13 protein-coding genes and 1 pseudogene are annotated in these 25841 nt (G+C 46.1%); 4 read left to right on the top strand and 10 right to left on the bottom strand.

Annotation, left to right across the window (positions count from 1 at the left end):
* The first annotated feature begins 34 nt into the window (after positions 1-34).
* A complete protein-coding gene (locus tag WH43_RS12055; RefSeq protein WP_286049707.1) occupies positions 35-2683 on the top strand; it encodes an ATP-binding protein in 2649 nt (882 codons plus the stop codon).
* Positions 2665-3093: an Hpt domain-containing response regulator gene (locus tag WH43_RS12050; protein WP_053424853.1), complete on the top strand. Its 429-nt coding sequence runs from the start codon at positions 2665-2667 to the stop codon at positions 3091-3093. Before WH43_RS12055 ends, WH43_RS12050 begins: the two co-directional genes overlap by 19 nt.
* On the opposite strand, the gene recD is transcribed toward WH43_RS12050, so the two are convergent.
* From recD to WH43_RS12020, 5 genes and pseudogenes are all read right to left on the bottom strand, one after another.
* The gene (gene recD, locus WH43_RS12045) at positions 3090-4991 is read right to left on the bottom strand and encodes an exodeoxyribonuclease V subunit alpha (RefSeq protein WP_053424852.1); all 1902 of its coding nucleotides are present in this window, start codon (positions 4989-4991) and stop codon (positions 3090-3092) included. The two genes, WH43_RS12050 and recD, sit on opposite strands and share 4 nt — an antisense overlap.
* Positions 4984-8676 carry an exodeoxyribonuclease V subunit beta gene (recB, locus tag WH43_RS12040; RefSeq protein ID WP_053424851.1) on the bottom strand — a complete coding sequence of 1231 codons (3693 nt, stop codon included), beginning with the start codon at positions 8674-8676 and terminating at the stop codon, positions 4984-4986. Before recB ends, recD begins: the two co-directional genes overlap by 8 nt.
* Positions 8673-12100: pseudogene (gene recC, locus WH43_RS12035) on the bottom strand (exodeoxyribonuclease V subunit gamma). The gene recB and the pseudogene recC overlap by 4 nt, the downstream one beginning before the upstream one ends.
* 168 nt (positions 12101-12268) lie before the next feature.
* A complete protein-coding gene (locus WH43_RS12025; protein WP_053424848.1) occupies positions 12269-12592 on the bottom strand; it encodes a type II toxin-antitoxin system RelE/ParE family toxin in 324 nt (107 codons plus the stop codon).
* The gene (locus tag WH43_RS12020; RefSeq protein WP_053424847.1) at positions 12592-12840 is read right to left on the bottom strand and encodes a type II toxin-antitoxin system prevent-host-death family antitoxin; all 249 of its coding nucleotides are present in this window, start codon (positions 12838-12840) and stop codon (positions 12592-12594) included. Before WH43_RS12020 ends, WH43_RS12025 begins: the two co-directional genes overlap by 1 nt.
* A gap of 189 nt (positions 12841-13029) precedes the next feature.
* Here WH43_RS12020 and WH43_RS12015 point away from each other — a divergent pair, with 189 nt between their 5' ends.
* The gene (locus WH43_RS12015; protein WP_053424846.1) at positions 13030-13482 is read left to right on the top strand and encodes an Xre family toxin-antitoxin system antitoxin; all 453 of its coding nucleotides are present in this window, start codon (positions 13030-13032) and stop codon (positions 13480-13482) included.
* Positions 13482-13952: an RES family NAD+ phosphorylase gene (locus WH43_RS12010; protein WP_053424845.1), complete on the top strand. Its 471-nt coding sequence runs from the start codon at positions 13482-13484 to the stop codon at positions 13950-13952. Before WH43_RS12015 ends, WH43_RS12010 begins: the two co-directional genes overlap by 1 nt.
* Before the next feature lie 166 nt (positions 13953-14118).
* On the opposite strand, the gene WH43_RS12005 is transcribed toward WH43_RS12010, so the two are convergent.
* From WH43_RS12005 to WH43_RS11985, 5 genes are all read right to left on the bottom strand, one after another.
* Positions 14119-15759, bottom strand: coding sequence for a diguanylate cyclase (locus WH43_RS12005; RefSeq protein WP_053424844.1), 1641 nt, complete (start codon positions 15757-15759; stop codon positions 14119-14121).
* Between the two features lie 40 nt (positions 15760-15799).
* Positions 15800-18550: a PAS domain-containing protein gene (locus WH43_RS12000; protein WP_053424843.1), complete on the bottom strand. Its 2751-nt coding sequence runs from the start codon at positions 18548-18550 to the stop codon at positions 15800-15802.
* Positions 18551-18733: 183 nt separating this feature from the next.
* Positions 18734-22135, bottom strand: coding sequence for a CHASE domain-containing hybrid sensor histidine kinase/response regulator family protein (locus tag WH43_RS11995; protein ID WP_053424842.1), 3402 nt, complete (start codon positions 22133-22135; stop codon positions 18734-18736).
* Positions 22136-22424: 289 nt separating this feature from the next.
* Positions 22425-22814 carry a response regulator gene (locus tag WH43_RS11990; RefSeq protein ID WP_053424841.1) on the bottom strand — a complete coding sequence of 130 codons (390 nt, stop codon included), beginning with the start codon at positions 22812-22814 and terminating at the stop codon, positions 22425-22427.
* A gap of 12 nt (positions 22815-22826) precedes the next feature.
* Entirely contained in the window at positions 22827-25718 is a 2892-nt protein-coding gene (locus WH43_RS11985; RefSeq protein ID WP_053424840.1) for a response regulator, read from the bottom strand.
* Between the last annotated feature and the right edge of the window lie 123 nt (positions 25719-25841).

The raw sequence follows: 25841 nt of genomic DNA, 5'->3' as shown, positions 1-25841 counted from the left end.
ATCTGGGTATCATATTTTTCGAATGGAATGGATTTTGATTCACGACAGGAATGAACGCCATTCTGAGCCGTCCTTTCTACGCCAACTGTTTTATGCCGCCGGATTAAGTCTGTTTGGCATTGCAGCTAATTTACTGGCACTGGAATTGCCTCTCAATACCCCTTTATTGCTCGGTAATTTAGCTTTTATTGTAGTGATGCAACGTCTTGGACTGATCTGGGGTCTATCTTCTGCTGGTCTGGTCTTACTGCCGTTGAGTGCGCCGGTCTATTGGTTATGCTCCTTGCTACAGCTTCTGGTGTTTTCCCCCCTAGCCAATACCAGGCGCAAAAGAGCAGCCGCTATAGTGCTGTATTTTTTTTGTACTTCGGCGCTGTTGTCTCTGGTTCCTTCCGAACCACAACCCTGGACTTGGGTCCTCTCCAGCGCCGTGATATTAAGCTGCACTTTATTGGTACTGAAACGCTGCGCCCGGTTATTTAAAACTCAAGCAGCAAGCCTTGCTATTCAAAGCCAACTGCCACTAAAAACTCAACTTGCCAGCCGTATTGCGCTAATAGCTGCCATTCCATGGGCACTGATGATTTGTGTACTACTACATGGCTCTGTGGTGCTGAATTTATCAGCTCAGGTCTCTGAGTTGACCAGGCAGCAACAACAAATCAGCAATCAATTAAAACAAAGACTATCCTCTTATCAGGCCGAATTAAATCTGGCCTCTGGTTATGCCCGCCTGGTTGGTGATGAAACAAGCCTGCGGCAATTAGTCAGAAGCCAGACTGAATTTATCTCGGCGCTGCGCACAGATAAGTACGGTAAAGTCACAGCTTTTTTTAAAGAACAGATTGATCAGGATATCAAAGGATACTCAGTCACCCATCGCGACTATTTCCTCAAACCACAGCAAACCGGCTTACCCTATATTAGTGACGTATTCCAGGGACAAAGATTGGGTAAGGATCTTTTATTCGCTCTGAGTATGCCCTTGTATCAACAGCAAGAATTTGATGGCGTATTGGAGCTTTCAGTCGCACTGCAAAGGCTCACCACAGCTCTGGAGGTATCCCAAAAGGATCCGCAGCTGCAACTGCTCCTGACGGATGGTAAAGGGGTTAAAATCTGGGGATTAGCTGATCAAAACGAAATAGGACAAAAAACCGATCTGACGACAGTAGAGCTGGCTGAATCCAAGCCCTACCTTACACATTCACCTTTTCATCGTGAAAATCATCTGCATTTTAATCAATCCGGAGGAAAAATCAGGCTGAATAGCTCGGTTGAAGGCACCAACTGGACTTTGTTACTGTTTTGGGATCACAGTCATTTGGCATTTTATTACCAGCTTCTGACTTTAATTTCACTGCTAGCTATGTTGGCAGGTATTGAAATTTTATCACGCAGTAGTAAACGTTTTGCCTCAGGCTACACCCTAGCTCTACAACAATTAATCCAAACTATTGAAAGCATGGAATTGGGCTCTTCAGGCTCACCCAAGCAACGACTCGACAACTCGGCATTAGAATTTGAACAGTTACTTGGCAGTTTTACTTCATTGCAAAGCCGTCTGCAGGCTGGTCACCAAGCCTTGCAATCTGCTTTGGAAGAAAAAACCAATTTGAGCCAGCAGCTGGAACAACGTGTCGCTGAGCGCACAGCTGAACTGTCGATAGAACGCGACAAAGCCCAGCAACTGGCATTAGCAAAAACCCGTTTTTTAGCCAATATGAGCCACGAACTGCGCACACCTCTGACTATTATTCTGGGTTTTATTCAACAGGTGCTCACCAGACCCCATGAAGCTCAGCTACAGACTCAGCTACAAACCATAGACAGCCAGAGCAGGTTTTTACTGCAAATAGTTAATGACATTCTGGATGCAGCCAAAATGGAGGAAGGCAAACTGCCACTGGAATTACAGCACTTTGAATTACAATCGCTACTGAACGAATTACATCAAAGCATGTTGCCCGCGGCACAAACCAAAGGGCTGAATTTTAGTTTGCAAAGCCGCTATCCCTTGCCTAAAACTTTGTACAGCGATCCGCTGCGCCTGAAGCAAATTCTGATGAATCTGCTTGGTAACGCATTAAAATTTACCCAGCAAGGCGAAGTACGACTTTCTGCCGAAATGAAACAAGGCCAGCTGCACTTGTGCATCGCCGATACCGGGCCCGGTATCGGCGCGGAAATGCAGCAAAAGTTGTTTTCAGCTTTTGAACAAGGCGACCCAGGCATTAGCAGGCAGTTTGGTGGCACAGGCCTCGGGCTATATATCTGCAAGCAACTGGCCGATTTAATGGGCTATCAACTGGAGCTACGGAGTACGCCGCAGCAAGGTAGCCAGTTTTTCCTGCGGATCCCTCTGCCGGTGCAGGCCGAATTGCTGCTCAAAGCGCCAGTGCAGCAAAGTAGCAAGCTGCAGGTCCAGCAGCAGGTCCCAGAACTGACGGGTACTGTGCTGATAGTAGATGATGTGGCTGATTTACGTTTATTGTTTAGCACTTTACTTGGCGCTACAGGATTACAACTGCAAACCGCAATGCATGGTCTGGATGCACTACACAAAGTAGCAACACAGCCATTTGATTTAATACTGATGGATATGCACATGCCTGTGATGGATGGTCTGACGGCGTCACGTGAACTCAGACGCCAAGCTATCAGATGCCAATCCTGGCACTGACCGCCGATGTACAGGCAGAGCAACGCCGACTCTGTCTGGAGGCGGGTTGCCAGGCCGTGTTGACAAAACCTGTACAAGCCCAGGTGCTATACGACAAAATTGCAGAATTCTTGCCGACTAAAAACGCTGTACGGGCTCAGACCAATGTGCAGCAGCAACTAGATGAATTGACCAGCCAGTACAAAGACACCCTACCAGGCGTAGCGCTGGAGCTGGAGCAACTGGTGCAGCAGGGCAATCTTACAGCTACAATGGCCTTGCTGCACAAAATTAAAGGCACTTCGGCCTGCTTTGGCTTTACCCATATCAGTGCTTTAGCTGCAAGTACTGAAAAAGCGCTGAAGGACAACTCTTGGCCAGCAGAGCAACTTAACCAGTTGTTGCAACAAATCCGGCAGGAACACTCTTAAAGCCTTACTGCACCATGACGCTGCACTTTTTGCTCTACCGCCTGACGAAGCAAATCGGCTTTGCCACAGACCAGGCTAAACAATTTCGCAGCTCTGGTGATGCCGGTGTAAATCAGCTCACGGGTTAATACAGGGCTGAAGTGATCCGGTAATACCAGCACTGCATGGCGGAACTCTGAGCCCTGAGATTTATGTACAGTAATAGCATAAGCGGTTTCGACCTGCTGTAACCGGCTTGGCAACACCCAACGCACCATTTTACTGCTGTCTTCTGATGCAAAAGCTACAGCTAACATCAATTTACCCTGATAAGGCCGCAGTAAACAAATACCGACATCGCCATTCATCAGCCCCAGCGCATAATCGTTTTGCGTCACCATCACTGGTCGTCCGGCGTACCACTGGCTGCTTTGCTGACTAGTCTGCTGAATTAACCCGGCCTGATGCAGCATTTTCTCTACACTCAGATTGACCTGCTCTACGCCCAAAGGCCCTTGTCGCACAGCACACAGCAATTGGAATGCGGAAAAATCAGTTAGCACTTGCTGTGCCCAGTTTTCTATCACCTGCTCTGAAGCATCCAAAGCTGGGCTTTGCGCTACTGTCTGCAGATAAAAACTAAAACCTGCTGCATCCTTGATCTGTGATTTGACCTGTCCAGTTAAGACAAATTGCTTCAGTTGTCTGACTTCAGCCGCCTCCAGATACTGCAGATCGGCATAATCAGCCTGGCAAATAGCGGTCACTTCTGCACTCTGACCGTTATTCACTGCAGTGGCTAGTTTGGCGATGCCGCTTTGTGGGTCAAAACGATGGCTGACTCGAAGCATACCAATTTGCTGCTCCAGCGCTTTGCCTTGTTGGCTGATGAGTGGCTCTGGAACAGCTGCAGAGGACAGCTGATTAAGCCAGTCGACCGTTGCAGGCCAATAATGCCCCTGCTCTGCCCATTGACACAGCTCGGCCATTAAAGCGCCTGCTTCTACTGAAGCCAGCTGGTCTTTATCGCCTAATAAAATCAGCCGCGCATGAGCTGGTAAAGCCGACAATAAAGCCGCCATCAACTCCACATCCAGCATAGAGGCTTCATCTACGACTAATAGATCCAGCGCCAAAGGCTCAAGCGCATTTTGTTTAAACTGCCGGCTTTGCGCGCGCGCGCCTAATAGTTTATGCAACGTAGAGACATCGGTTGGCACCTGGCTTTTGATTTCTGCCGATGCTGGCAGCTTATCTAAGGTGTTACGAATAGAACTTCGAAGCCGCACTGCAGCTTTGCCTGTGGGTGCTGTCAGTTGAATGGTCAAAGGCGCTGCGCCTTGTTGCTGCTGCAACTGCTGCAATACCAATAGCAACTTAACCACTGTGGTGGTTTTGCCAGTACCAGGGCCGCCTGTGATCACACTAAAACTGCTGCTAGCCGCTATAGCGCAGGACAAACGTTGCCAGTCAGGTGCAGCGCTTGTGGCCGCCGCTGCAGGAAATAACGGCTCCAGTAACTGGTTCAGCAGAGCCGGATTGATAGCCTGTCTAAGCTTTTGGCTACGCTCATTGCTTTGCTCCAGATAAAGCGCTATTTGCTGCTGATAACTAAAATAACGCCTCATGTACAAAGCGTTATTGGCATAAACAAAAGGCTGATTGTTATCTTCACTCAGCTGAAATAAATCCGGATACAACGCCATCAACGCCTGCCAGTCTTGTTCAGACTGTTGCGGCATACGTTTCAGTGGTAAACACAAATGGCCTTGAGCAAGCGCAAAGCTGCACTGGCCAATCAGTAGCGCCAGCGCTGCGGGCAGCTTTTGTTGCTCCCGAAAAAAGGTCACCAGTGCTTTATCCAAAGCCCGCCATTCTTTGCCCTGCATCTGCAGTTCCAATAATTCTGAATCAGACATGGGCTAGCTCCTTAGCCACCAATTGCCCTTGTAAAAGAGCATCCAGCTTGTTCACCAGCTCCAGCGGAATATCCACAGCAAGCACACCTTTGTTTGCTGCCTCACCACCACGCAGGAACCAATACAAAGCGCCACCTAAATGTTCTTGTGGCTTATAGTCCGCCAAGCGGCTTTGCAATAAACGATGGATAGCCACGGCATACAAAGCGGCCTGCAGATCGTAGCGGTGTGCCAGCATTTGTTGTATTAAAGCAGGACTGTCGTAGTGCCCATCGGCTATATAATTCGATTTATAATCCAGCACCCAGTATCTGCCATCCTGCTCTAAAGTTAAGTCGATAAAACCTTTCAGCATGCCCTGCAACTGGGTGGTTCGAAGCGCTGGCCGTGATAATTCAGGCCACAAATACTGCTGCACTAAAGCGTCCAACTGCGCACTGCTGCAGTGCTGTACCGCAAGCCAGAACTCAAGTTCAGCCCGGTAGCTGCCTTGTGTAAGACTGCTTAAACTGGCGCTGTTGTTCTGCCACAGCGGTGTTTGAATAAGCTCTGTCAGCCAACACTGTAATGGCACTAAGGCTTCGGCCAAATGCTTAGTTTCAGGATAAGGTGCTTGTTGCTCTGCCCAATACCGGATTTGCCATCTCTGCTCTGGCAATTGCTGCAACAGGCCATATTTCTGCATTAATGGGAGTAGTCCTTGTTGCCATAACTCCGGCCGCTGCGCCAATAGATCAAATCCCTGGGTTGCGCCCCACTCCAACATATCATGTAAAAAAGTACCGGCCTGACTGCCGCGCACAAAACCCTGAGCCAAAGTCATGACTTTGGCTTCTGTTGGCTCAGCATCATCCTGCACTTGCTCTGGCGCCAGCTCCTGCTGCAATTCCTGAAATAACTCAGCCGCTTTACTGTCGTGCTGATGTTGCTCCAGCAAAGCGCTGTAACTGGCTATCCACCACAGCTCTTTCACTGAACGGGTCATTTGGGCATAAGGCAATAGCTCGCTTGCCTGATCAAGCACTGCGACTTGAGTCCGCTGCTCTGATAAGTTGGTTGCCAAACCAATATCAGGCTGTTTCAGTAATGGCGATAACTGTTCCTGCAAAGCCACAGACGACACCAGCGCATCATCAGATAACAAGTAACCTATAGCACTTTGTTCTTTCACCGGCATCAGCCCTACCCAGCAATAATGCCGGGCTCGGGTTAAGGCCACATAAAGCTTGCGCATATCTTCGGCTAAGCGTTCCCGCTCTGCTTGTTGGGCTTGCTGCTCGTTCGCTTGCAGCACCACAGTCAGCTCATCATCCTGATGGTAAGTGACAGGGCCTTTGTCTGCATCCACAGCGCGGGCTAAAGCGATAAAAGGCAAAAATACCAGCGGGTATTCCAGGCCTTTGGATTTGTGAATGGTGACAATTTTAATCAGAGCTTCATCGCTTTCCAGACGCAGTTTTTGCTGCTCAGCTGCTAAATCGCCTTGCCCCGCCAAATGCTCAGCCAAATAACGAATAAGCGCCGCCGGACCTTCCAGCTCCATAGAGCGTTGTTGCAAAAGCTCCGCCAAATGCAGAATATCGGTCAGTAGCCGCTCGCCTGAGGCTTGCTGCTGTAAAAACTCAGCCACGCCAAAATCACGCATCAGCTGCCATAACATCACCAGCACACCTTGCTGTTGCCAGAGTTGCTGATAACTGGAAAAACGCGCCAGTTGCTGCTCCCACAACAGCTCATCCTGCAGCAGTTGCTCAAGCTCGCTATAACTTAACGACAAGCTCCAGCTCGATAAAGCAGAGCGCACTAAAGCCTCACGTTGTGGCTCAGCGCAGGCGCGCAGCCACAGCAATAAATCCAGCGCCACCGGGCTTTCAAATACAGCGCCTTTGTCGGATAAATACACCGAAGCCAAAGCGCGCTCTGCCAAAGCTTTTTTAATGGCATTGGCTTCCTGCTGGTTATTCACCAGCACCGCTATATCGCTGGTTTTAAGAGGCGTGAATTCGTCATCCAGCACAAAACCAGCGCTACCCGTTAAAAACATAGCGATTTGCTCAGCACAGGCCTGCGCCATTTCTAAGAGACAAGCCCCTTTGCTAAAGGCTTTACCATCCGGTGACTCTTTAATACAAAACTCAAGCGCCGTGACAGGCTGTTGCTCTGCAACAAACCTTTCTTTGCGCCCTTGCGCCTCTACCGGATAAAAACTTAATAAATCAGGCCGTCCCAGTACAAAAGCGCCTAAAGCGCGCTGTTCGGCATAGCTAAATAAGTGATTAACCGCGCTGACCATCGCATGGGTAGAACGGAAGTTTTTCGGCAGCTGAAAATGCCTGCCTGCTGTAGCTTGTTTGGCGGCTAAATAACTATAAATGTCCGCACCGCGAAAGGCGTAAATGGCTTGTTTTGGGTCGCCTATCAATAAAATGCCACAATCTGTTCTGTTTTGGTCCAGCTGATAAATGGCATCAAATAACTGATACTGCACAGGATCGGTGTCCTGAAATTCATCTATCAAGGCCAGCGGGAATTTACGCCTTAGCCGCTCAGCCAATAAACCCCCCTGGTCTTTTTGCAGCGCCTGCTGCAAGCGGCTTAATAACTCATCAAAACCCAGTTCTGAGCGCTCTAGCTGCAACTGATGAAAACGCCGCGCAAACCAAAAGGCGGCATGCAGTACTAAATCCTGCTGTGGATCCGGTAAAGCCGCCAGTTCATCGGCCAGTTTTGCCATCGCCTCAAAAGCCGGATGGTGCGGCACTGGGCCTTTAAAGGCCTCAGCCAAACCTTCTGGCGTTAAGCGGCTTTGGCCTGTTTGTAAATCCGGATCGACCATCTCAGGGTCACTTATCCAGGCCACTAATTTGGCTAACCAGCTATCAAGATAACGCGCCTGCAATTTGCGGCCATCCACTTCTTTACGCTCTATAGCCCCATGCAGCAAAATGCGGATTTCGCTGACCCAGTTATTCCAGGGTGCTTTTAACTCTGCCAGCTTTTGCTTACGTTGTGTTTTGACTTCAGGCAATAACACAGCGGGTGTTGCAGGTTCGGTAAATAACGACAGGTGGCTTATCAGCGGCAGAATTTTTTTGCGCAAAATTTCAGGGTTTTGCAGCTGTTGGCAGACAGTCGCTATATGCTCTTCCGGCAAGGGGTAATAAAAATTTCGCCAGTAATCGCGGATCACATCCAGCTGCAACTGCTCGACGTCTGTCACCAGATTTTGTTCAAACAAATAACCGCTGGACAGCGCGAATTCGGCCAGCACTTTATTACACCAGCCGTGAATAGTCGAAATAGCAGCTTCATCCAGATACTGCACCGCCAGCTCTAACTGATAGGCACAATGTGGCCACTGCTCTTTGGTAAATTCGCTGCGCAGGCTTTGTAAAAACGGATCCGCCTCTTCAGCTTGCTCACGAAAGTAACGGGCGGCGTCGGCTAAACGCTGGCCTATACGCTCGGTTAATTCCTGGGTTGCAGCTTCGGTAAAAGTCACCACCAGAATATCAGGCGGTAATAAGGCTTTATCGCAACCATGGCCCAACACCAAACGCAAATACAAAGCCGCTATGGTAAAGGTTTTGCCAGTACCAGCACTCGCTTCAATCAACTGACTGCCAGATAACGGAAAGGACAATAAATCCAGATTGGCGATAGCTGGTGTTATAGAGGTATTCATACCGACACCTCGCTGTAGTTGACGGCGAGTAATGGCCCGTATAAAGCACTGGCATTTTTCTCTAACTGACCGTTTTGCCAAAGCGCATCAAACTGGGCAAAAGCACGCTGCAAATAAGGGCTACGTTGCAGAGCGCCTGCGTTGAAGTCATCGCCTGTATACAAACGCTCCAGCTTCGACAGCAGCTTGTCATCATTCAAAGCCGCACCTTTTTCCAGCTGTTTCACAAGTTCGATTCCAACATTAAACTCCAGCGCTAAAGGCGCTGATAAGCCCTGTTGCATCAGTTGCAAAATCTGACTGAGCTGCTGTTCTGCTTGTTGTTTTTCAATAGGGTGCAGCACTAACTGTCCCACTCTGGAGAGTAAATAAATAGTCACAGACACACCGCTGGCACAGCACAAAAGCAGCTTCAAATAAGGCGCTATTAAATTGCGCCAGACAAGGCTGCGGTCTTTAATTAAGGCAGTCGGCAACAACTCGGCATAAGCCAAAGCTGCGTTGTCCGCACTTCGCCTAAAACCTGTTAACTGCTCAGCCAGCTCGCCGTGTTGACAAACAAAACGTAGTGAATAAAAACTGGTGTCCGCAGTTGGATAAGCGGCTAAAAACTGCTGATAGCCAGAGGCCAGCTCGTCCAGCCCTGCTACCAAATCCTGTTGCATTAACACAGCGCCAGAACCCACAGCCAAACGGCCTTGCAAGCGGAATAACTCCAGCTGTTGCTCCGCCTGTGGTTGCCACTGCCCATCTTGTTCAACGCTGCGTTTTAGCTCCGCCACCAACTGCTGCTGCATTTGCCAGCGCTCGAGCGGCTCCAAAGCAAAGACTTCATCGTTAATACTGGCCAGTTCCGGTAGTTCCAGTAGTACTTTTAAGCGTTCATTAAAAAAGAACCGCACCGGCTCACGCATAAAATCGCTGGCTTGTTTTAAGGTCCAGTGCAAATCGTCAAGCTTTTCAAGCGCCTCGCCCGGCTCTGCCACAGCGGCTTTTTGATGCAAGCTGGCCCATTCCTGCTGATAGCTCACAAGGTCAGATCCTGCTTCACGATAACGACGGCTAAAAGGCTGCAACGGATGCTCGACAGTGATTTGCTCTAAAAGATCAGAACCATCGGCCATAGACCATCCTGTAGACAAATGATCACGCAGCTGACTAACCAACACTGAAGGCGCGCGGGCGCTGTTATCAAACACACTAAAACCTACCCAGCTGATATAAAACTGCTGGCGGGCCGACAATAAAGCTTCGAGTAATAAATAGCGGTCATCATCACGGCGCGAGCGGTCGCCACTGCGATAATCCAGCGCCATTAAATCAAAGTCCTGCCGCTGTTGCGCCCGTGGATAAGCGCCATCGTTCATGCCTAGCAAACAAATCACCGCAAAAGGAATAGAGCGCATCGGCAGCAAAGTGGCGAAATTGACGCGACCACTGAAAAATTTCTGCTGCAAACCGCCGGCCTGCATGGGTTCTAACAAAGCCTGACGGGCAATTTGTAAAGTTAATTCTTCTTCAAGTTCAGCGCCTGTGGTGTTGTCGAGCCAGCTTTGCAGTTGCTGCTGTAACTGTTGAACTAACTGCTGACTTTCCAGCTCGTCGGGCGCAAAAAAGTCTTGTAGCAGCTGAGTAAAGAGTAAATGCCAATCGGCCGGGCTGCGTTTTAGCACAAGTTGTTGCCATAGCTCGTCAATTTTTTGCAGCAGCACCAACACAGGGCCAAGTTCGGCGGCTTCGAGTCCTGCCACATCAGCATAAGGCGCTATACCTTGCCATGGCGCTGTATCGCCCGCCACATAACCCAGCAGCATACGGCGAATACCAAAGAGCCAGCTGTTTTGCTCAAACCCATGCTGTAAGCCCAGTTGCTGACGATGCTGCTGATCCAGCCCCCAACGAATACCAGCCCCTTCAATCCACTGTTTAATCTTGGGTAAAGCGGCGGCTTTTAAACCAAACCTTTGCTGCAAAGCGCTGATATCCAGCATATCGAAGACGGTACTGGCGTTTAATCGTTGCTGCTCCGGGCTTAACAGTACTTCTAACGCCTGCAATAACGGCTGCTGCTTTTTGCTGTTTTGATCGGAAATACTGTAAGGGATATAGCGCAAATCGCCCATAGGCACTTTGCCAAATACGGCTTCAATCAAAGGCGCATACAAATTAATATCCGGCACCATCACCATCACATCTTTAGCGCCAAGCTCTGGGTTTTCGGCAAAGAGCTGCAGCAGATGATCATGCAGAATTTCCACTTCGCGAAGTGGGCTATGGGCTTTTTGAAAACTAATACTGCGCGCCGCTTGCGCCGTTAAAGCTGGCCATTGGCTTTGGGTTTCTGTGATGGACCGCAGCTGCAAAATATCGTCCTGCAACTGACCTAATAAATGATTGGTGTTGGGCGATTCAAATAAATCGACTTTTTGATGGGCAAATAACTCTTTATGAGCGGCAGTTTCGTCAAACTGATCTAAGAGGCGAATATAGTCGCGCCCCTGTTTACCCCATGCAGCCAGCAAAGGCTGCGCCTGACCGGATAACTGCTCGGCACTGGCAAAAGGTAAAAAACCTGCCTTTTCCGGCTGACGTCTTTGCGCAGCTTTGACTTTGTCTTTTTCGGCAATAATATCGGCCCAATACAACTGACAAGGGTTGAGTACCGCTAATAAAATCTGACAATAAGGTGCGAGAGCCGACAAGACTTCCAGCATTTGTTGCGGCAAAGACGAGATGCCAAAAATAATGACCCGGCGTGGTAAATTCTTTGGCGCTTTTTTCCAGCTTTTTACTTGCTGTAAAAAAGCTGATGCAAAGAAAACCGGCTTTGTTGCTGCTGCTCTGCTGGCAGCTCCGCCAAAATCGCCTGCCAGAGTTTGGCTTGCCACAGCTGATCATCCGGCATCACTTTCGCATCGCCATCCATTTGCGCTAAGCGATACAGCCCTTTGGCCCAATCGGCCAGCCAGTCGGCACGGTACACCTGATACTGGTCAAACAAATCCGCCAGTTTCAATGCCAGCTGTGAGCGTTTTTGTTGATCGTTATCGTCACTGATAAAACGGCGCAGCAGCTCAAATTCATCTTGCGCTACTAATTCGGGCAATAAACGGAAAATACGCCAGCGTAAACTGTCTTTACTAAAGACCGATAAATCAGGCAGTTGCTGCTCTGGCAGCGCCAACTGATACATGCTCCAGATAAAACGGCCCGGCAACTGCACCTGCATAGCGGCAGCTATACCCAAACCACGAGCAAAAGGATCGGCTTCATCGGGGGACGCAGCAAAGGCTAGTTTCAGCCACTGAGCTATACCATTACTCTGCACCAGCACCTGCTCAAGCTCCAAGGGAGAGAGCGGATAACGCTGACAAAACTGAACCAGAAGCGCACGCAGCTGCTCCAGCTGATTGGAATGGATCACTAAAAAACCAGGCTCAAGTGCCAATGCGACAGTACTCCGTTAGTCTTTATTAGTTTGCTGTTTTAGCTATAAAACTGATTTTGCCACAGTGAGTTGCATACGCCTATTGGGTTTTGTTGGAAATGTAGGGAGAATAGACCAAGAGGTAAAATTTTAAGAAAATAGAACTTAATCCTGAGTTAATTCCTGCTGGCGCAATAAGTGCTGCTCAGGGGCCATGCTATTGGACAGTATGCAGACAATAACCACATCTGATTTTCGCTTCAGGTAGTACACGACCTGATCTTTTAGCAGAAACCTATAGGCATTGTCAGCAACGTCTTTTAATTGAATTCCTATTTCCGGATGATCGGCAAGGCTTTGCAGCTTTTGCAGCAGAATTTTTTTGTAGCTCAACCACTGGTCATTGCCCCAAGTTTCAATTGTGTATTTACGTATAGCCACCAAATCAGCTCTGGCATGGCCACGAAGTAAAAACGGAGTTTTTGCCATCAGTCATATTTTCCAGAATCCAATTCGTCAAAAAAGCTTTGACCATCCTGCAGATCTTCTTCACTGATATTCTGAAAACGAGCTTTGACCAGTTCCATTTTCATATCTTCCAGCTTTTTATATTCTTTGGCTGAAATTACAAATGCAACAGAAGTACCGTTTTTCACTATCTCTACGGGCTCGGATTGGGCAGTAAGCAACATAGTACCAAACTTAGTTTTCGCTTCGTTTGCAGTTAAAGAAATCACGGCTGGCTCCAAAAATGAACAAGTTATCGTTCAAAATAGTCGAATCGTTCGATTTATGCAAATTCAGAATGATGGTAACTTCACAACGGCTGTGCTGAAGTTGCAATAATGGCTCATATGAACCACAATGAATAGACCATTTGGACCAACCAAATAAAACCAAGATAAACAAAGCGAAGGTAACTGCTGATGTCTGCCATCGAACTTAAAAGTTTTAAGCCAACACAAAACCATAAAACAAACTTCTGGTTTAGCCTTGGCATCGAAGACGCTAAAACAGTTCGCACTGAGGCTGTACATCAGGGCTTTAAGCCTGTGGTGTATCGTAACCTGGTCGCCAAAGCTGGATTGTCGCAAACCGAGTTCCACCAGATCACTCATATCCCAGTCAGTACCATCAAGCGCAGACTAAAAAATAGCGAACGTTTCAGCACTCAGGAAAGTGATGCCATGTATCGCCTCGCCATGCTGATGAAACTGGCCACCGAGCTATTTAATGATGAAGAACGTGCGCTTGAGTGGATGAAAAGCAGTGTTTATGGTTTAGACGGTAAAAGACCTTTAGACATGGTATCCACCACAGTCGACTTCGAGATAGTCAAAGACCTGATTGGCCGGGTGGAACATGGTGTATTTTCCTGATGAAGCTTTACAGGCTGACGCAGAAAAAATTCGCTGAAGCACCTTTTAGCCCGGCAGGCGCGAAACTTTATGGTGGCCGCTGGAACAGCAAAGGCACAGAAGCTTTGTACTTTGCGGGCTCCGAATCGCTTTGTGTTTTGGAAGTATTTGTCCACTTAACCAGAGACCCGGCCGTGATCCAGCTTTACGACTTGTACGCTATTGATATGCCAGAGCAGTTGATTGCGAAGTTAGAGCAGGAAGATTTACCAGCCAACTGGCGGACTATTCCCGCAAACGAAAGCACACAACTGATTGGCGACGAGTTTCTGAACCAGCAAGATCCAGACTACGCCGCGCTACAAGTCCCCTCCTCCATATCACCCCGCGATCACAATTATATCGTCAATCCAAAGCATCAGGCGCTAAGCGAGATACTGGCAGCGGCAGAGAAACTAGAGTTTGAATTTGATCCGAGGATATTTAGGTAGATAACATGTCATCTGCATTGAATGACCCAGTTTATTCATTAAACTGTTTTCTGCTTTGAGCGAATAACAATCATACAATGAATTCTGGTTTAGATTGCATAACTGCCTAGTTTGAATCATTAGATGTCATTAAATAACTTTATGTAAATGATGTGCTGCTATTCTATTACTCGCCTTCAGTATTAACGCACACTCGATTCCTACCGCTGCGTTTGGCGTTGTAGAGCATTTGATCGGAGGCTTTCATCATCATATCCGCATCTGCATAGCCTGTTGAACTACAGGCGATACCTGCAGAGAATGTGCAGGAGAAGGATTGCTGCCCTGCACTGAAATGAATATCCCTAAAAGAACGTAAAATAGATTCTATGAGCAACTTAGCGTCGTTAGCTCTGCATTTAGGCAATACGACCATAAACTCCTCACCGCCATAACGCCCAGCCTTGTCACTACGTCGAAGTCTCTTTCGAAGTAAGGTCGCAATAGTCCCTATCACAACATCACCAATAGCATGGCCATAAGAGTCATTCACACTTTTAAAATGGTCCAAATCAATCATCGCTATACAAAAGTGCTCACCAGAACGCCGCATCCGATCAAACTCAATCAATGCAGCGTCTTTTATACTGCCGTGTTTAACCAAACCTGTCAGGCTATCCCGCTCGATTAACGACTTAATATCTCTGTTTCTCGCAAGCCTTAACTTAACGGCGGTAATTAAGTGTTCATTTGAGATTGGTTTAGTAATAAAATCATCAGCACCGTAAGACAAAGCCTGTAACTGCAATTGAATATCACGCTCAGCAGATAAAAATGCAATATGAAGGCTACTTAAAGACTCGTACTGCCTGATGACACCTGAAATTTCAGCGCCAGAAAACTCCGGCATATGCATATCAAGTAATAGAACATCTGGCTTAAAAGACAGTAACTCCGGTATGACTAATCTTGAGTCCCGGATCACCTGAACTTCAATACCTGCAGATTCAAGCACCCAGCTGTAATGCTCAGCGAGTAAAAGGTCATCATCGAGAATACTCACTTTCTTATCTGAAAATGTACTGTCATCAAAGAGCCGGGTAATTCTCTGCATCATACTTGGGATATCCAGAGGCGAGACAAAATAGCCATGCGTCTTATGTCTGACCGCGTTGATCCTTAAATCAAAACTGTCTGTTGCAGAATAAACCATGAGACAGCGTTTTTGCTCGTTCATAATTCCGATGAGTTCTTTTTGGTCAAACAAAAGCTGGTCAGCTAACACTGCTTCAGAAAACAATAAAGCTGGCGTTTGGATCCTTAGCGCTTCAATGCATTCCCCAAAAGTTGAAAAAATTTTGACTGGGTAACCAAAGGCGCTTAACTGAGCACATAGTTCATCGCGCAAAGCCGAAGGGTTGAGAACTAACCACACGTCTTGTAACAACTCGAGTTCGGGTAAAAGATTCGCTGAGAAGTTTCTGGGTCCTATTAGAACCTGTTCAACCTCGTTAACAAAAAGTTTCAACGAGTCAATCAAACTTTTGAGCCTGTCCCCCTGCAGTTTCTCTGAAGCATCAACACTCAAAGCTATGGTTTCAATGTGTCGGGCCAGTATGCCCAGATGATTAAACTGAAAAGTACCACAGGAGCCAGCTAACTGATGAGCTTCACTAATAAGTTCTGGGAAAGTAGTGAGAATACCTGATTCCAACTGCTGAGATATATCAGCAAATAGTTCTGCCTTTAAACGTAATTTAGACAAAAACCTCGTTTGTAGTTTTTCCATTGCTTGTTGAAGTTGTTCGGGCGATTTATTAGTGGGCAAATTCTTTACTCCTTCGAACTTGTAGTATCAGGCTAGACTATCAATGTCTTAATGGGAAGCTGATATAAAATCTTGCGCCACAACCAGACTCGGACTCAAAACCTATAGAGCCATGCATAGCTTCGACTATTTCCTTGCAAAGCGCTAACCCCAAACCTGTCCCCCCCTTCATCTTGGCGCTGCTGGCGTCGGCTTGAGAAAAACGCTGAAAAATTTTGTGTTTAAAGTCTTCAGAAATACCGGGGCCACTATCTTGCACTGAGATTTCTACTTCATCTGCAATGCGTTTAGCAGACAAGACAACATCGCCCCCTAAAGGCGAAAATTTCACTGCGTTTGAAAGTAAATTGGTTAATACCTGCATCAATCGGTGTTCATCAATAGAGATCACAATGTGCTTTGCATTTGTACCAATTGTTAATAGCAAACGAATATTTTGCTGTGCAGCATAAGGTTGATGATTATCTAGCGCTTTTTGCAGAACTGGCCAAAGCTCTATTCGCTTTATATCGAACAACATTTTTCCAGCCACTAGTTTTTCAATATCCAATAAGTCATTAATCAAGCGACTTAACTGCTGACAGTTGCTACTTGCAATTCCTAATAACTTCTCGGCTTTTGGTGGAAGTTGCACTAAGTTAGAGGACGTCAGTAAATTTAATGCGCCATGGATTGAGGTAAGGGGCGTACGAAGTTCATGACTTACCGTGGAGATAAATTCGTCTTTTATTTGTTGTAACTTCATACGCTCAGTGATGTCTTGCACTGAACCTATCAATGTCAAATCAGGGTCTTTTTCCTCAGGAAGCAGTTGAGCCAGCTCATGTACCCAGCGAATTTCACCATCTGGGCGCACAATTCGATGTACCACGTTATGAATACCTGTTTCTTTTGCACGTTGTTCACTTTGTTCCACTTTAGCCACATCATCAGGGTGTAAGGTGCTTCTAAACAATGTAACGCTGGGTGTGGTTTCATTAGGGTCAAAACCAAATATTTGATAAATAATGGGAGACCACCATAGCGATCCGTTTTTCAGCGAAGCCCGCCAATAACCAATTTTTGCTTGGTCGCTGGCAAGCTCAAGGCACTGCTGTGTAAACCGCAATTGCTTATTCAGCGCTTCAAGCTCAAGGTAGTATTCTTTCGATTGAGTTATATCCTGAATGTAACCGTGCCATAAGGTACTGCCATCCAACTGTAACTCTGGCGTTGCTCTGCCTGATAGCCACATCAGAGAAGCATCTTTTTTGAATACCCGATATTCATGTTGCCAGAGAGTCATACCAAGACGTGAATCTTCGATACTTTTTGCTACGGAAGGTAAATCGTCCGGATATATCTTAGCGAAAGCTGGAGATGCATCGTGAATGACATCTTCGGCTTTTAGTCCGTAGATGTATTCAATAGCGGCACTGGCGTAAGGGAACGCTGTGCGGCCATCTGGCCATAACTGAAATTGATAGACAACGCCCGGCAATTGCTGGGTTAGCTTTACTAGCTGCTCCTGAAGCTTATTTTCTTTACTAACATCAAGAATAAAGCCGTCGAGGAATAGTGCCTTACCTGCATCATCATACTCAGCTGCACCTCTTTCCTCTACCCAGCGAACTGAACCATCAGCATGTAAGATACGATAATTTAGTACCCAACTTTTTTTATTGTTCAGAGCTTTTGCAACGCTCTCTTCCAACCAGTCCCTATCATCCGGGTGGATCACACTGGCATAGCTACGCACTGCATTGTTAATAAAGTCAGAGGCCGGATAGCCGGAGAGCGGATCGATGTGAGAACTCATAAACAACATAGTCCAGCTTTCATCGACCTGACATCGATACGTAATGCCCGGAATATTAGAGACTAGGGTCTGAAACTGGTCTCTACTTTGCACTAAAGCGAGCTCACTATTTTTTTGTTCAGTGATATCCGCATGAGTGCCGTACATCATCAGTGGCTTACCATCTGCAGTCCATGAGATGACCCGACCTCTGTCATGTACCCACACATAATGGCCGTTTTTGTGTTTCATCCGGCACTTAAAATCATAAAACGCAGTATCCCCATCAAAGTGAGCCTGCAGCTGTTGGGCAGATCCGGGTAAATCATCAGGGTGTGCCAGATTTAGCCAGGTATTGATTGAAACAGGTTCCAGTTCGGCCAGTACATACCCAACAATTTCAGCCCAGCGCTGGTTAAACAGGGTTTCTCCTGTCTGCACGTTCCATTGCCAAGTGCCTATCCTTGTTCCTTCTAACACTGAGCGGTACATTAACTCGCTTGCAGCCAACTGCTGATGCGCTTCTTGCTGAAGCCTGTCCTGAATTTCCTGCTCTACTACTTTGGCGAACTCCGCCGCGATCTCTCTTTCTTTGTCTGAAAAGTGGCGGGGGCGACTATCAATGAAACAAAGTGTTCCTATTGCATGACCACGTCTTAACAGAGGCACTCCAGCATAAAACCGAATGAAGGGAGCACCTAAAACCAAAGGATTATCTGCAAAACGAACATCAGCCAGGGTATCTGGAATTTCGAAAATACCATCAACTAAAATTGCATGGCCACAAAATGAAATATCCCTTGTCGTTTCACAGGCATCCAGCCCTTGTTTAGATTTAAACCATTGACGTTCTGCATCAACCAGAGAAATAAGCACAATTTCCGTACCCAAGGTCATTTGTGCCAGGCGTGTGAGTCGATCGAAACGAGGCTCTGACTCAGTGTCGAGCAACCCTGTTAATTGCAGCGTCAAAAGTCTTTCTTGTTCTGTAAAGGGCAACTCGGGTATTTGCATGAACGACTCCAGTGTTAATAGTTATGCGAGCGCATAGAAGCGTTGATAAATAACGTCCATTGATCGCCAAGCTGATTAGCTTCAAATACGTGCATAATCTTTTCTAATTGCATAGCCCAGCCTGTTTATTCTTGTCTACTTTGGCTTATATATCTGTTCACTGTAATGACGTTTCGTTTGCCATCATTTGCTTAATCTATTTAACTCACGTACAGCCAGCTCGAAATTTAACTGTTCTATCGTGTCAAAAAGGTCTTTTGTCATACTGAGCCATTGCTCGTGACCAACAAGTTTTTCTTTCAGCTGCTGAGACAAAGTTAACACTTCCATATTAGCAGTCTGCAAATATGGCCTGAGTGTCTCGAGCATTTGTACTAAGTCATCTTTATCGTAAGCTGGGGGTAAAGCAGCTTCAGAAGTTTTAGCCTCCTTTTTTGCAAGCAGCTGATGAATATCTGACAACTCCTGCCGTGCAATAAAGTCTAAGCGCTCTGGAAGTTCAGAATAAAGAGGGCTAAGTTCGAATTCTTCTGAGTTAAAATATTGTTTAAGCTGAGTTTCAAGCAGGCAAATGACCTGATATACAGTTGCAAGACCTATAGTGCCTGAGGTTCCTTTGATGGCATGCAAGATAGCCAGAACTTCGTGGTGATCGTTTTGTTTGATTTTTTCCTGCAGACTGACAAGCTGGCTGGTAAAGTTTGCTTCGAATACATGGATTAACCGTCTGAAGAATGCCTCTTTCCCACCAAAAGGCTTAAGCAACACGTCAAGATTTTTTTTCTCAAAATGAATTTCTTGCAATTCAGGCTGAGCAAGGTTAACCGTTTCGGATGGAGCTTTCTGACGTTCATTATCAACACTATTACTATCTGCCGCATCACCAGAAAGCCTTGCCGAATGAACCGGCTGCTCCGTTGATTCATCGGATAAAAGAAGAAGATGAGTATCTTTATCAAGGTTCTTGTTGGTAAAAAATAAAATAGTTTCAATGACTTTATCTAAATCAAAAGGCTTGGCTAAATGCCAGTTCATTCCAGCATTAATGCAGTCTTCTTGATCAGATGTATAAACATTAGCTGTCATAGCGATAATAGGCAGTGATGCAAAGCGCGCATCAGCACGGATTTGACGTGTGGCCTCTAAGCCATCAATGACAGGCATCTGAACATCCATCAATACCAGGTCGTAACTGATATTCCCTTTAATAACTGCATCAATACCTTCCTGCCCACCGACGGCCATATCCACTGCAGCGCCTTCGTGTTCCAGCAGCTCAGAAGCCACTACACGATTAAATTCATTGTCTTCCACCAATAATAAACGCAGGCCTTGTAAAGGAGATGCACTTAGCTCTGGCGTTACTCGCAAAGAGGGTTTTAGTATATCTCCAGAGATGGCTCGTTCAATAAGCAAGCCAACTTGCTGTGATGTGACTGGCTTCGTCAGATAAGCCGCATAAGGAAGCACTTCTGTAGTTTGCGCTTTCATAATTTCGTCGCGGCCAAAGGCACTGACCATAATCACCACAGGCAAATTGCTTGCATCGGATTTTGCTTTGATGCACTGTGCCACTTCTAGGCCATTCATGCCTGGCATTCGATAATCCATCAATACCACATGCAGAGTTTGATTTGTTGCAAAACAATACTCAACACAGTCCAACGCCTCTTCACCTGAACTCGCTACCATGACACGGGCACCAAGTTGCTCTACTGTTTTTTGCAATATCTCCAAAGCAGCAGCATTGTCATCAACAATTAATACGGTAGTATCAGCACCGATAGAGGCGAGACGTTCGTCCTCAACTTCAGTGGCGACATTAAACTCCAGGTCAAACCAAAAACGACTGCCTTTGCCTAGCTCACTTTGCAACTGCAACTCTCCCCCCATCAACTCAACAATACGCTTGCTGATCACCAGACCAAGACCTGTGCCGCCATACTGACGGGTTGTTGAGGCTTCGGCTTGAGTAAATCCTTCAAAAATACGCTGCTGCTGAGATGAACTAATACCAATACCGGTGTCACGAACACTAAAACGGACCCGCGCTTTTTTGTCTTGTAATTGCAACAGCGTTAATTGAAGAACCACTTCCCCCTCAGTTGTAAACTTAATCGCATTGCTGGTCAGGTTTACTAACACTTGTTGCAATCTTAGCCTGTCGCCTGCTACAGCAGTTGGTAAAGCACTGTCAATATCAAACAGCAACTCAATATTTTTTTTGCCTAAACTGGGAGATAACACCACATCAAGTTCTCTAAGCAATGATTCGGTGTTAAATGGTTGTTGCTCCAGTTCGAGTTTACCGGCCTCAATCTTGGAGTAATCAAGAATATCGTTAATTAAATTCAGCAAGGATTTGGCTGCGATCTGCGCTTTACTGGTGTACTCGTGTTGCTGAGTCGAGAGTTCTGTAGATTTGATCAACTGCAGCATCCCTAGTACCGCGTTCATCGGTGTTCGGATTTCATGACTCATATTGGCTAAAAACATCGACTTAGCGCTATTTGCCGCCTCTGCTAAATATTTAGACTTTCGCAGTTCAAGCTCTTTAGCTTGTTGCACAAAAAATCGTTCTCTATTTTTTCGATTAGTCTCAACTAAAAAAGCAAGCAGCGCCAGTAGCAAAGAAGCCATGGTGCCGAATAAACCTACTTTAACAGGGGATTGTAAATGCATGCTTTGAATAAGTGCAGGTTGAGCCGCCATATTAAAGCGCCAGCTACGTCCATAGATAGTTTGTACAGCATTTACAGGGTACAAGCCCATTGTATCCACAGCATTATTAAAAAAACGAACCGGAGTTTCTGGTTCAGTCACATCGTCCAGGCTAAGTATAAATTGATTGGCATCCACTCTGACATGAGCTAATACCTCGTTCATGATCAGGGGAGCATAACTCCAGCCAAAAGCTTGTTTTTCCCTCTCTACCGCAGTCTCTGGTGTTTTCACGCTGCGGTACAGAGGCATCAGTATTAAAAATGATTGTTGTGGTAAACCTGATGCCTGTACCAGAGTAATGGGACCGGTTAATCTGACTTCACCACTCAGCATTGCCGATGTTGCGGCAGCGTATCTATTATGCTCTGAGGCGATGTCCAAACCCACTGCAGCTTTATTTCGTTCAACAGGCTCAATGTACTGAATCACATAGCGCTCTTTTGAGTTCGGCGATAGTTCCCTGATACTAAACTCAGGCCAGCCGTCTGCACGCGCATTTGCTAAAAACTGCGGTGTCTCACTGACAGGCACCCTGCGAATAAAACCAAAACCTCGAGCGCCGGGGAATTCGAGATCAACATCACGCGTTAAACTATAGCGGTAAAATAGTGCCCGACTGATGCCATGCTCACCTGCTGTTAATACTGAACCTCTGGCACCGCGTAAACCATACTGGTATAGCTTTACTTTGGTTAAGATGTCCTCTGAGACGAGAGCAAGCGCCCCTTGCATAGCCTGATTAATACGCAGCATATTGTTGCTCCGGGTTTGGTATCCCAGTAACACACTAAGCGTGATGCCAACCAGCAAGACCAGCAAAGACCATCGGTATTTCAATAAAACTTCAGCCTGCTTATTCAATGCCTATTCCTTGTATTTATCAGCAGATAGCGCAGCAACACACTGGAAGTAATGGAAAAAGTATTGCTGTATGGCTAGCCTGTTGCTTATCGAATATAGTCGCAAATTGCCTGAAACGACATTCAAAAAGTAACGTGCTAACTATTATTAAAACAAATCCTTGCTATGAGCTTACCATCTGTTAATAGCTGTACTGCCTTCATGAATCCTATGAAAGGAGCACCACACATCTTTCTTATTCCGTAAACGGCAGCGCTGCAACTTGCATGAAAAAATCTCGTACAAATAGTTATTCAGACATAACAAGACCTTGATAAATAGCGTCCAGTTGATCGCCAAGCTGAGTAGCTTCAAAAGGTTTTTCTATCACAGCAACAGCGCCAGCATCTATATATTGTTGCTTTTCAGCTTGTTGAATACGTGCAGTCATAAACACGACAGGAACCTTGGCATAGCCCGGCAGTTTTCTGAGCTCAATCAAGGTTTGAAGGCCATCCATCCCAGGCATCATCGCATCCAACAACACCAGATCTGGTTCAAAATGCGAAGCTTGGGCAAGAGCATCAAATCCACTTTCGCAGCTGACCAAAGTCAAGCCAGATAAATCGACCAAGGCCATTTCGACAATCATTCGAATTGATTCATCATCTTCGACATGTAACACTTTTTCTAATTGCATAAGGTCTCCACTTCAAGGTTGTCCAGCATTTAGCATCTGCGCTATATGCTCAACTAATGCCGAAGGCTGTACTTTGGTTTTGCCAAACACCGCTGTCGCCTGATTTCGTTGATTCACGCTAATATCCTGAGCTGAGAAAATAATCACAGGAACTTTTCCATGCAATAGCTCCAGATCCGGAAACAGCTGCCAGCCCTCTCCATCAGGTAATCCTATATCCAATAACACCAGATCATACTGATTTGTTCTGAGCTTTAATCGTGCTTCTGCGAGGCTGGCTGCATGATGGTAATGATAGATGGGTTCCAGTTGCATTTTCAAAATAGATACAATGTCTTCATCATCTTCAACATGAAGAATACGTGAAGCCGAACCCGATGAGTTGCCCAAGGATAGTAAGTACTCTATTTTCTGGCACAGTACTTCTGAATTAACAGGCTTCTCCAACCAATCTACCGTATTTGCTATCGCATTAAGTGCCAACTTTCCCTGATGGATATAAGCAGAAATCACCAGAACAGGCAGATGCGCGTAGTCTGAAGAGTCTCGTAATCGTAGAAAAAAGTCACTGCCACTTTCGCCATTTAAGTTCAGATCCAAAGTAATAAGATCATAGGTGCGTTGTTGTAATAATAGCCAGGCTTGCTCCAGTGTATGGGCAACATCTGCAGTGTAGCCATTCGTAGCAAGTAATTCCTGAATGGTAAAAGCAGTATCAGCATCATCTTCAACGACCAGAATTTTTTTGGTAAGAATCGGTTGTTCTGCCTTATCTACCAGAGGTAATTCAATCCAAAATGTACTGCCTGCACCATATTCGGAGTCTACGCCTATCTGTCCGTTGCTTTGCGATATGATATCCCGACTAATGGCAAGACCAAGTCCTGAGCCTGTCGTTTCTCTGTTATTACCATTATCTAATTGAGAGAAACGCTGGAAAAGCCGTGAAATCTGCTCTGCAGTCAGGCCACGTCCCTGATCAGCTACGGCGATACGCAATACCTGTGGCTTTAACACGCTATAGACAGATACGATGGAGCCTTGGGGAGAAAACTTGGCAGCGTTAGAAATCAGATTTGCTAACACTTGCTGTATCCTTGCAGGGTCTATATGTAGAAGAACATCATCTACGTGTCCTAGTTTCAATTCTACTTTATGCTGCTGAGCAAAGGGCTGATTATGCTCTAGTGCACTGTGTAGCAACAACGAACTGCTAACAAACTCAGCATGAAATGCAAGTTTGCCTTGAGAAAGCTTTTCCATATCCAATAAGTCATTGACTAATGCAATCAATCTTTTGTTGTTTTTAACTGCTATCCCCAGAAGTTTCTCGGCTTTTGCTGGTAATTCACCTGCGGCACCACTGAGGAGTAAATCCAATGAACCATTGATCGAGGTCAACGGAGTTCGCAACTCATGGCTAACGGTAGAGATAAAATCCTGCTTTAAACGATCCAATTTTAAGGTTTCTGTCAAATCAGTAATGGTAGACCAAATCATTTCTTCACCAGACGGACTGACAAATTTAACGCCGCGAAGCTCTATATCAACAAGATGGCCGTTCTTATGACGGTATTGTTTACGGTAAGGGCCATATCGACCTGTTTCATTGAGCAGGCGCAATTGTTCTTGTTCTTGGGGGGCAAAAGCTTCTGGTGTCAAATCAAAGTAGCTGAGTTGTTGAAGTTCCTCAAAGTTGTATCCGGTTAGTTTTTCCATAGCCGGGTTTGCTTCCAGATAAACACCGTCAGATAATCTATTGAGTAAAATAGAGTCGGGCGACAAATCAAACAAAGCCCTTAGTTTTTTCTCTGACCACAACAGCTCTTTTTGTCTATGCTCCATGAACCGGGCAGTACTTTTTTGCAGTTTAGTGCTGATCGTATATACAGATGCCAGCCCCATCAAAAGTGCAATAAGCCAGATTATGTTGAGAATCCAATCATTACGTGATTTTTCACGCTGCATAGACGTGATATCTAACCAATTCACCAATACAACGCCTGCTTCAGAGCCGGATTGTTTAAATTCAGGCCACGGCATCAACGTTAAAAGGAAAGTCCTGCCGTCTTGTTGAACTGATAAAAAGGCAGAGCTGTTGACCTTTTCCGGGATATGCTGAAGAAGCGCTGTTTCTTGTAAGGCGCTATCTTCAGTACTCCAGAACAACGTGCTGCCTGCACTGAATTTAGCTCGCTGATCGTCAGTCAAGACCTCAAGTAAGGTTTTATTAATGATAAATGCCATACCAGAGTTTTGAGAGCTTTTACCAGGCAGGGAGCTTTGCTTTGAACTTAAAGTGCCTGATAGACCATAGCCAACCTCGATGGCTGCAATCACTTTATTATTTTGGCTCATAGGTACAACAGCTCTTAAGCCCAAACCGTTACGACCAATCTCCAATCCGCTAAAAGCTTGTCCTGTTTTCAATACTTCAACGACTAAAGGCCGAACATCAGCCAACACATCACTATGAAACTCTGGTTTGTGTGCTCGGTATAAAGTAAATGCCTGAGGCGCCAAATGAAAGTGCAGTTGCTTTACGCCATGCTGATGAAGGTATTGCCAATAGGGAGTAACAATCTGATGTAGTTGTTCTCTGATAGGACGCAACTCTTGCTCAAGCGCAGAATTCTGATAAGAAATGGAGGCCTGAACCAATAACTCTGTAACCAACCGATTTTTCTCTACAAGTTGCGCCGTCATTAATGCCTGTTGCATTAATTCTGCTTTAGTTTTTTCCAGAGTATTGAGTTCTTCAGCATATATATGATCATATCGGCTTTGATACTGAGTATTGCGCAACGCATTAGTAACGAATGCCGCACTAATAATCACTGATGCAAATAGAGAACATATTAAGTAAGTCCAGAACTTGGGTGTGCGGTTTGTAAATGACTCCATGGTCGATCTCGCTCCTTAAATTGCTCACCTGCGGCAAAGTCTCTAAAGACAATGAACTTATTTAATGCACAATAGCTTTGTTTAAAGCTTTAGTGCAAGCATTGACTTAATCTCTTCTAAGTA

This window comes from Rheinheimera sp. KL1, assembly GCF_001275035.1.
Classification (GTDB): Bacteria; Pseudomonadota; Gammaproteobacteria; order Enterobacterales; family Alteromonadaceae; genus Pararheinheimera; species Pararheinheimera tangshanensis.
The sequence above is the reverse complement of the archived record's forward strand: the minus strand, read 5'-3'. Positions and strand labels throughout refer to the sequence as shown.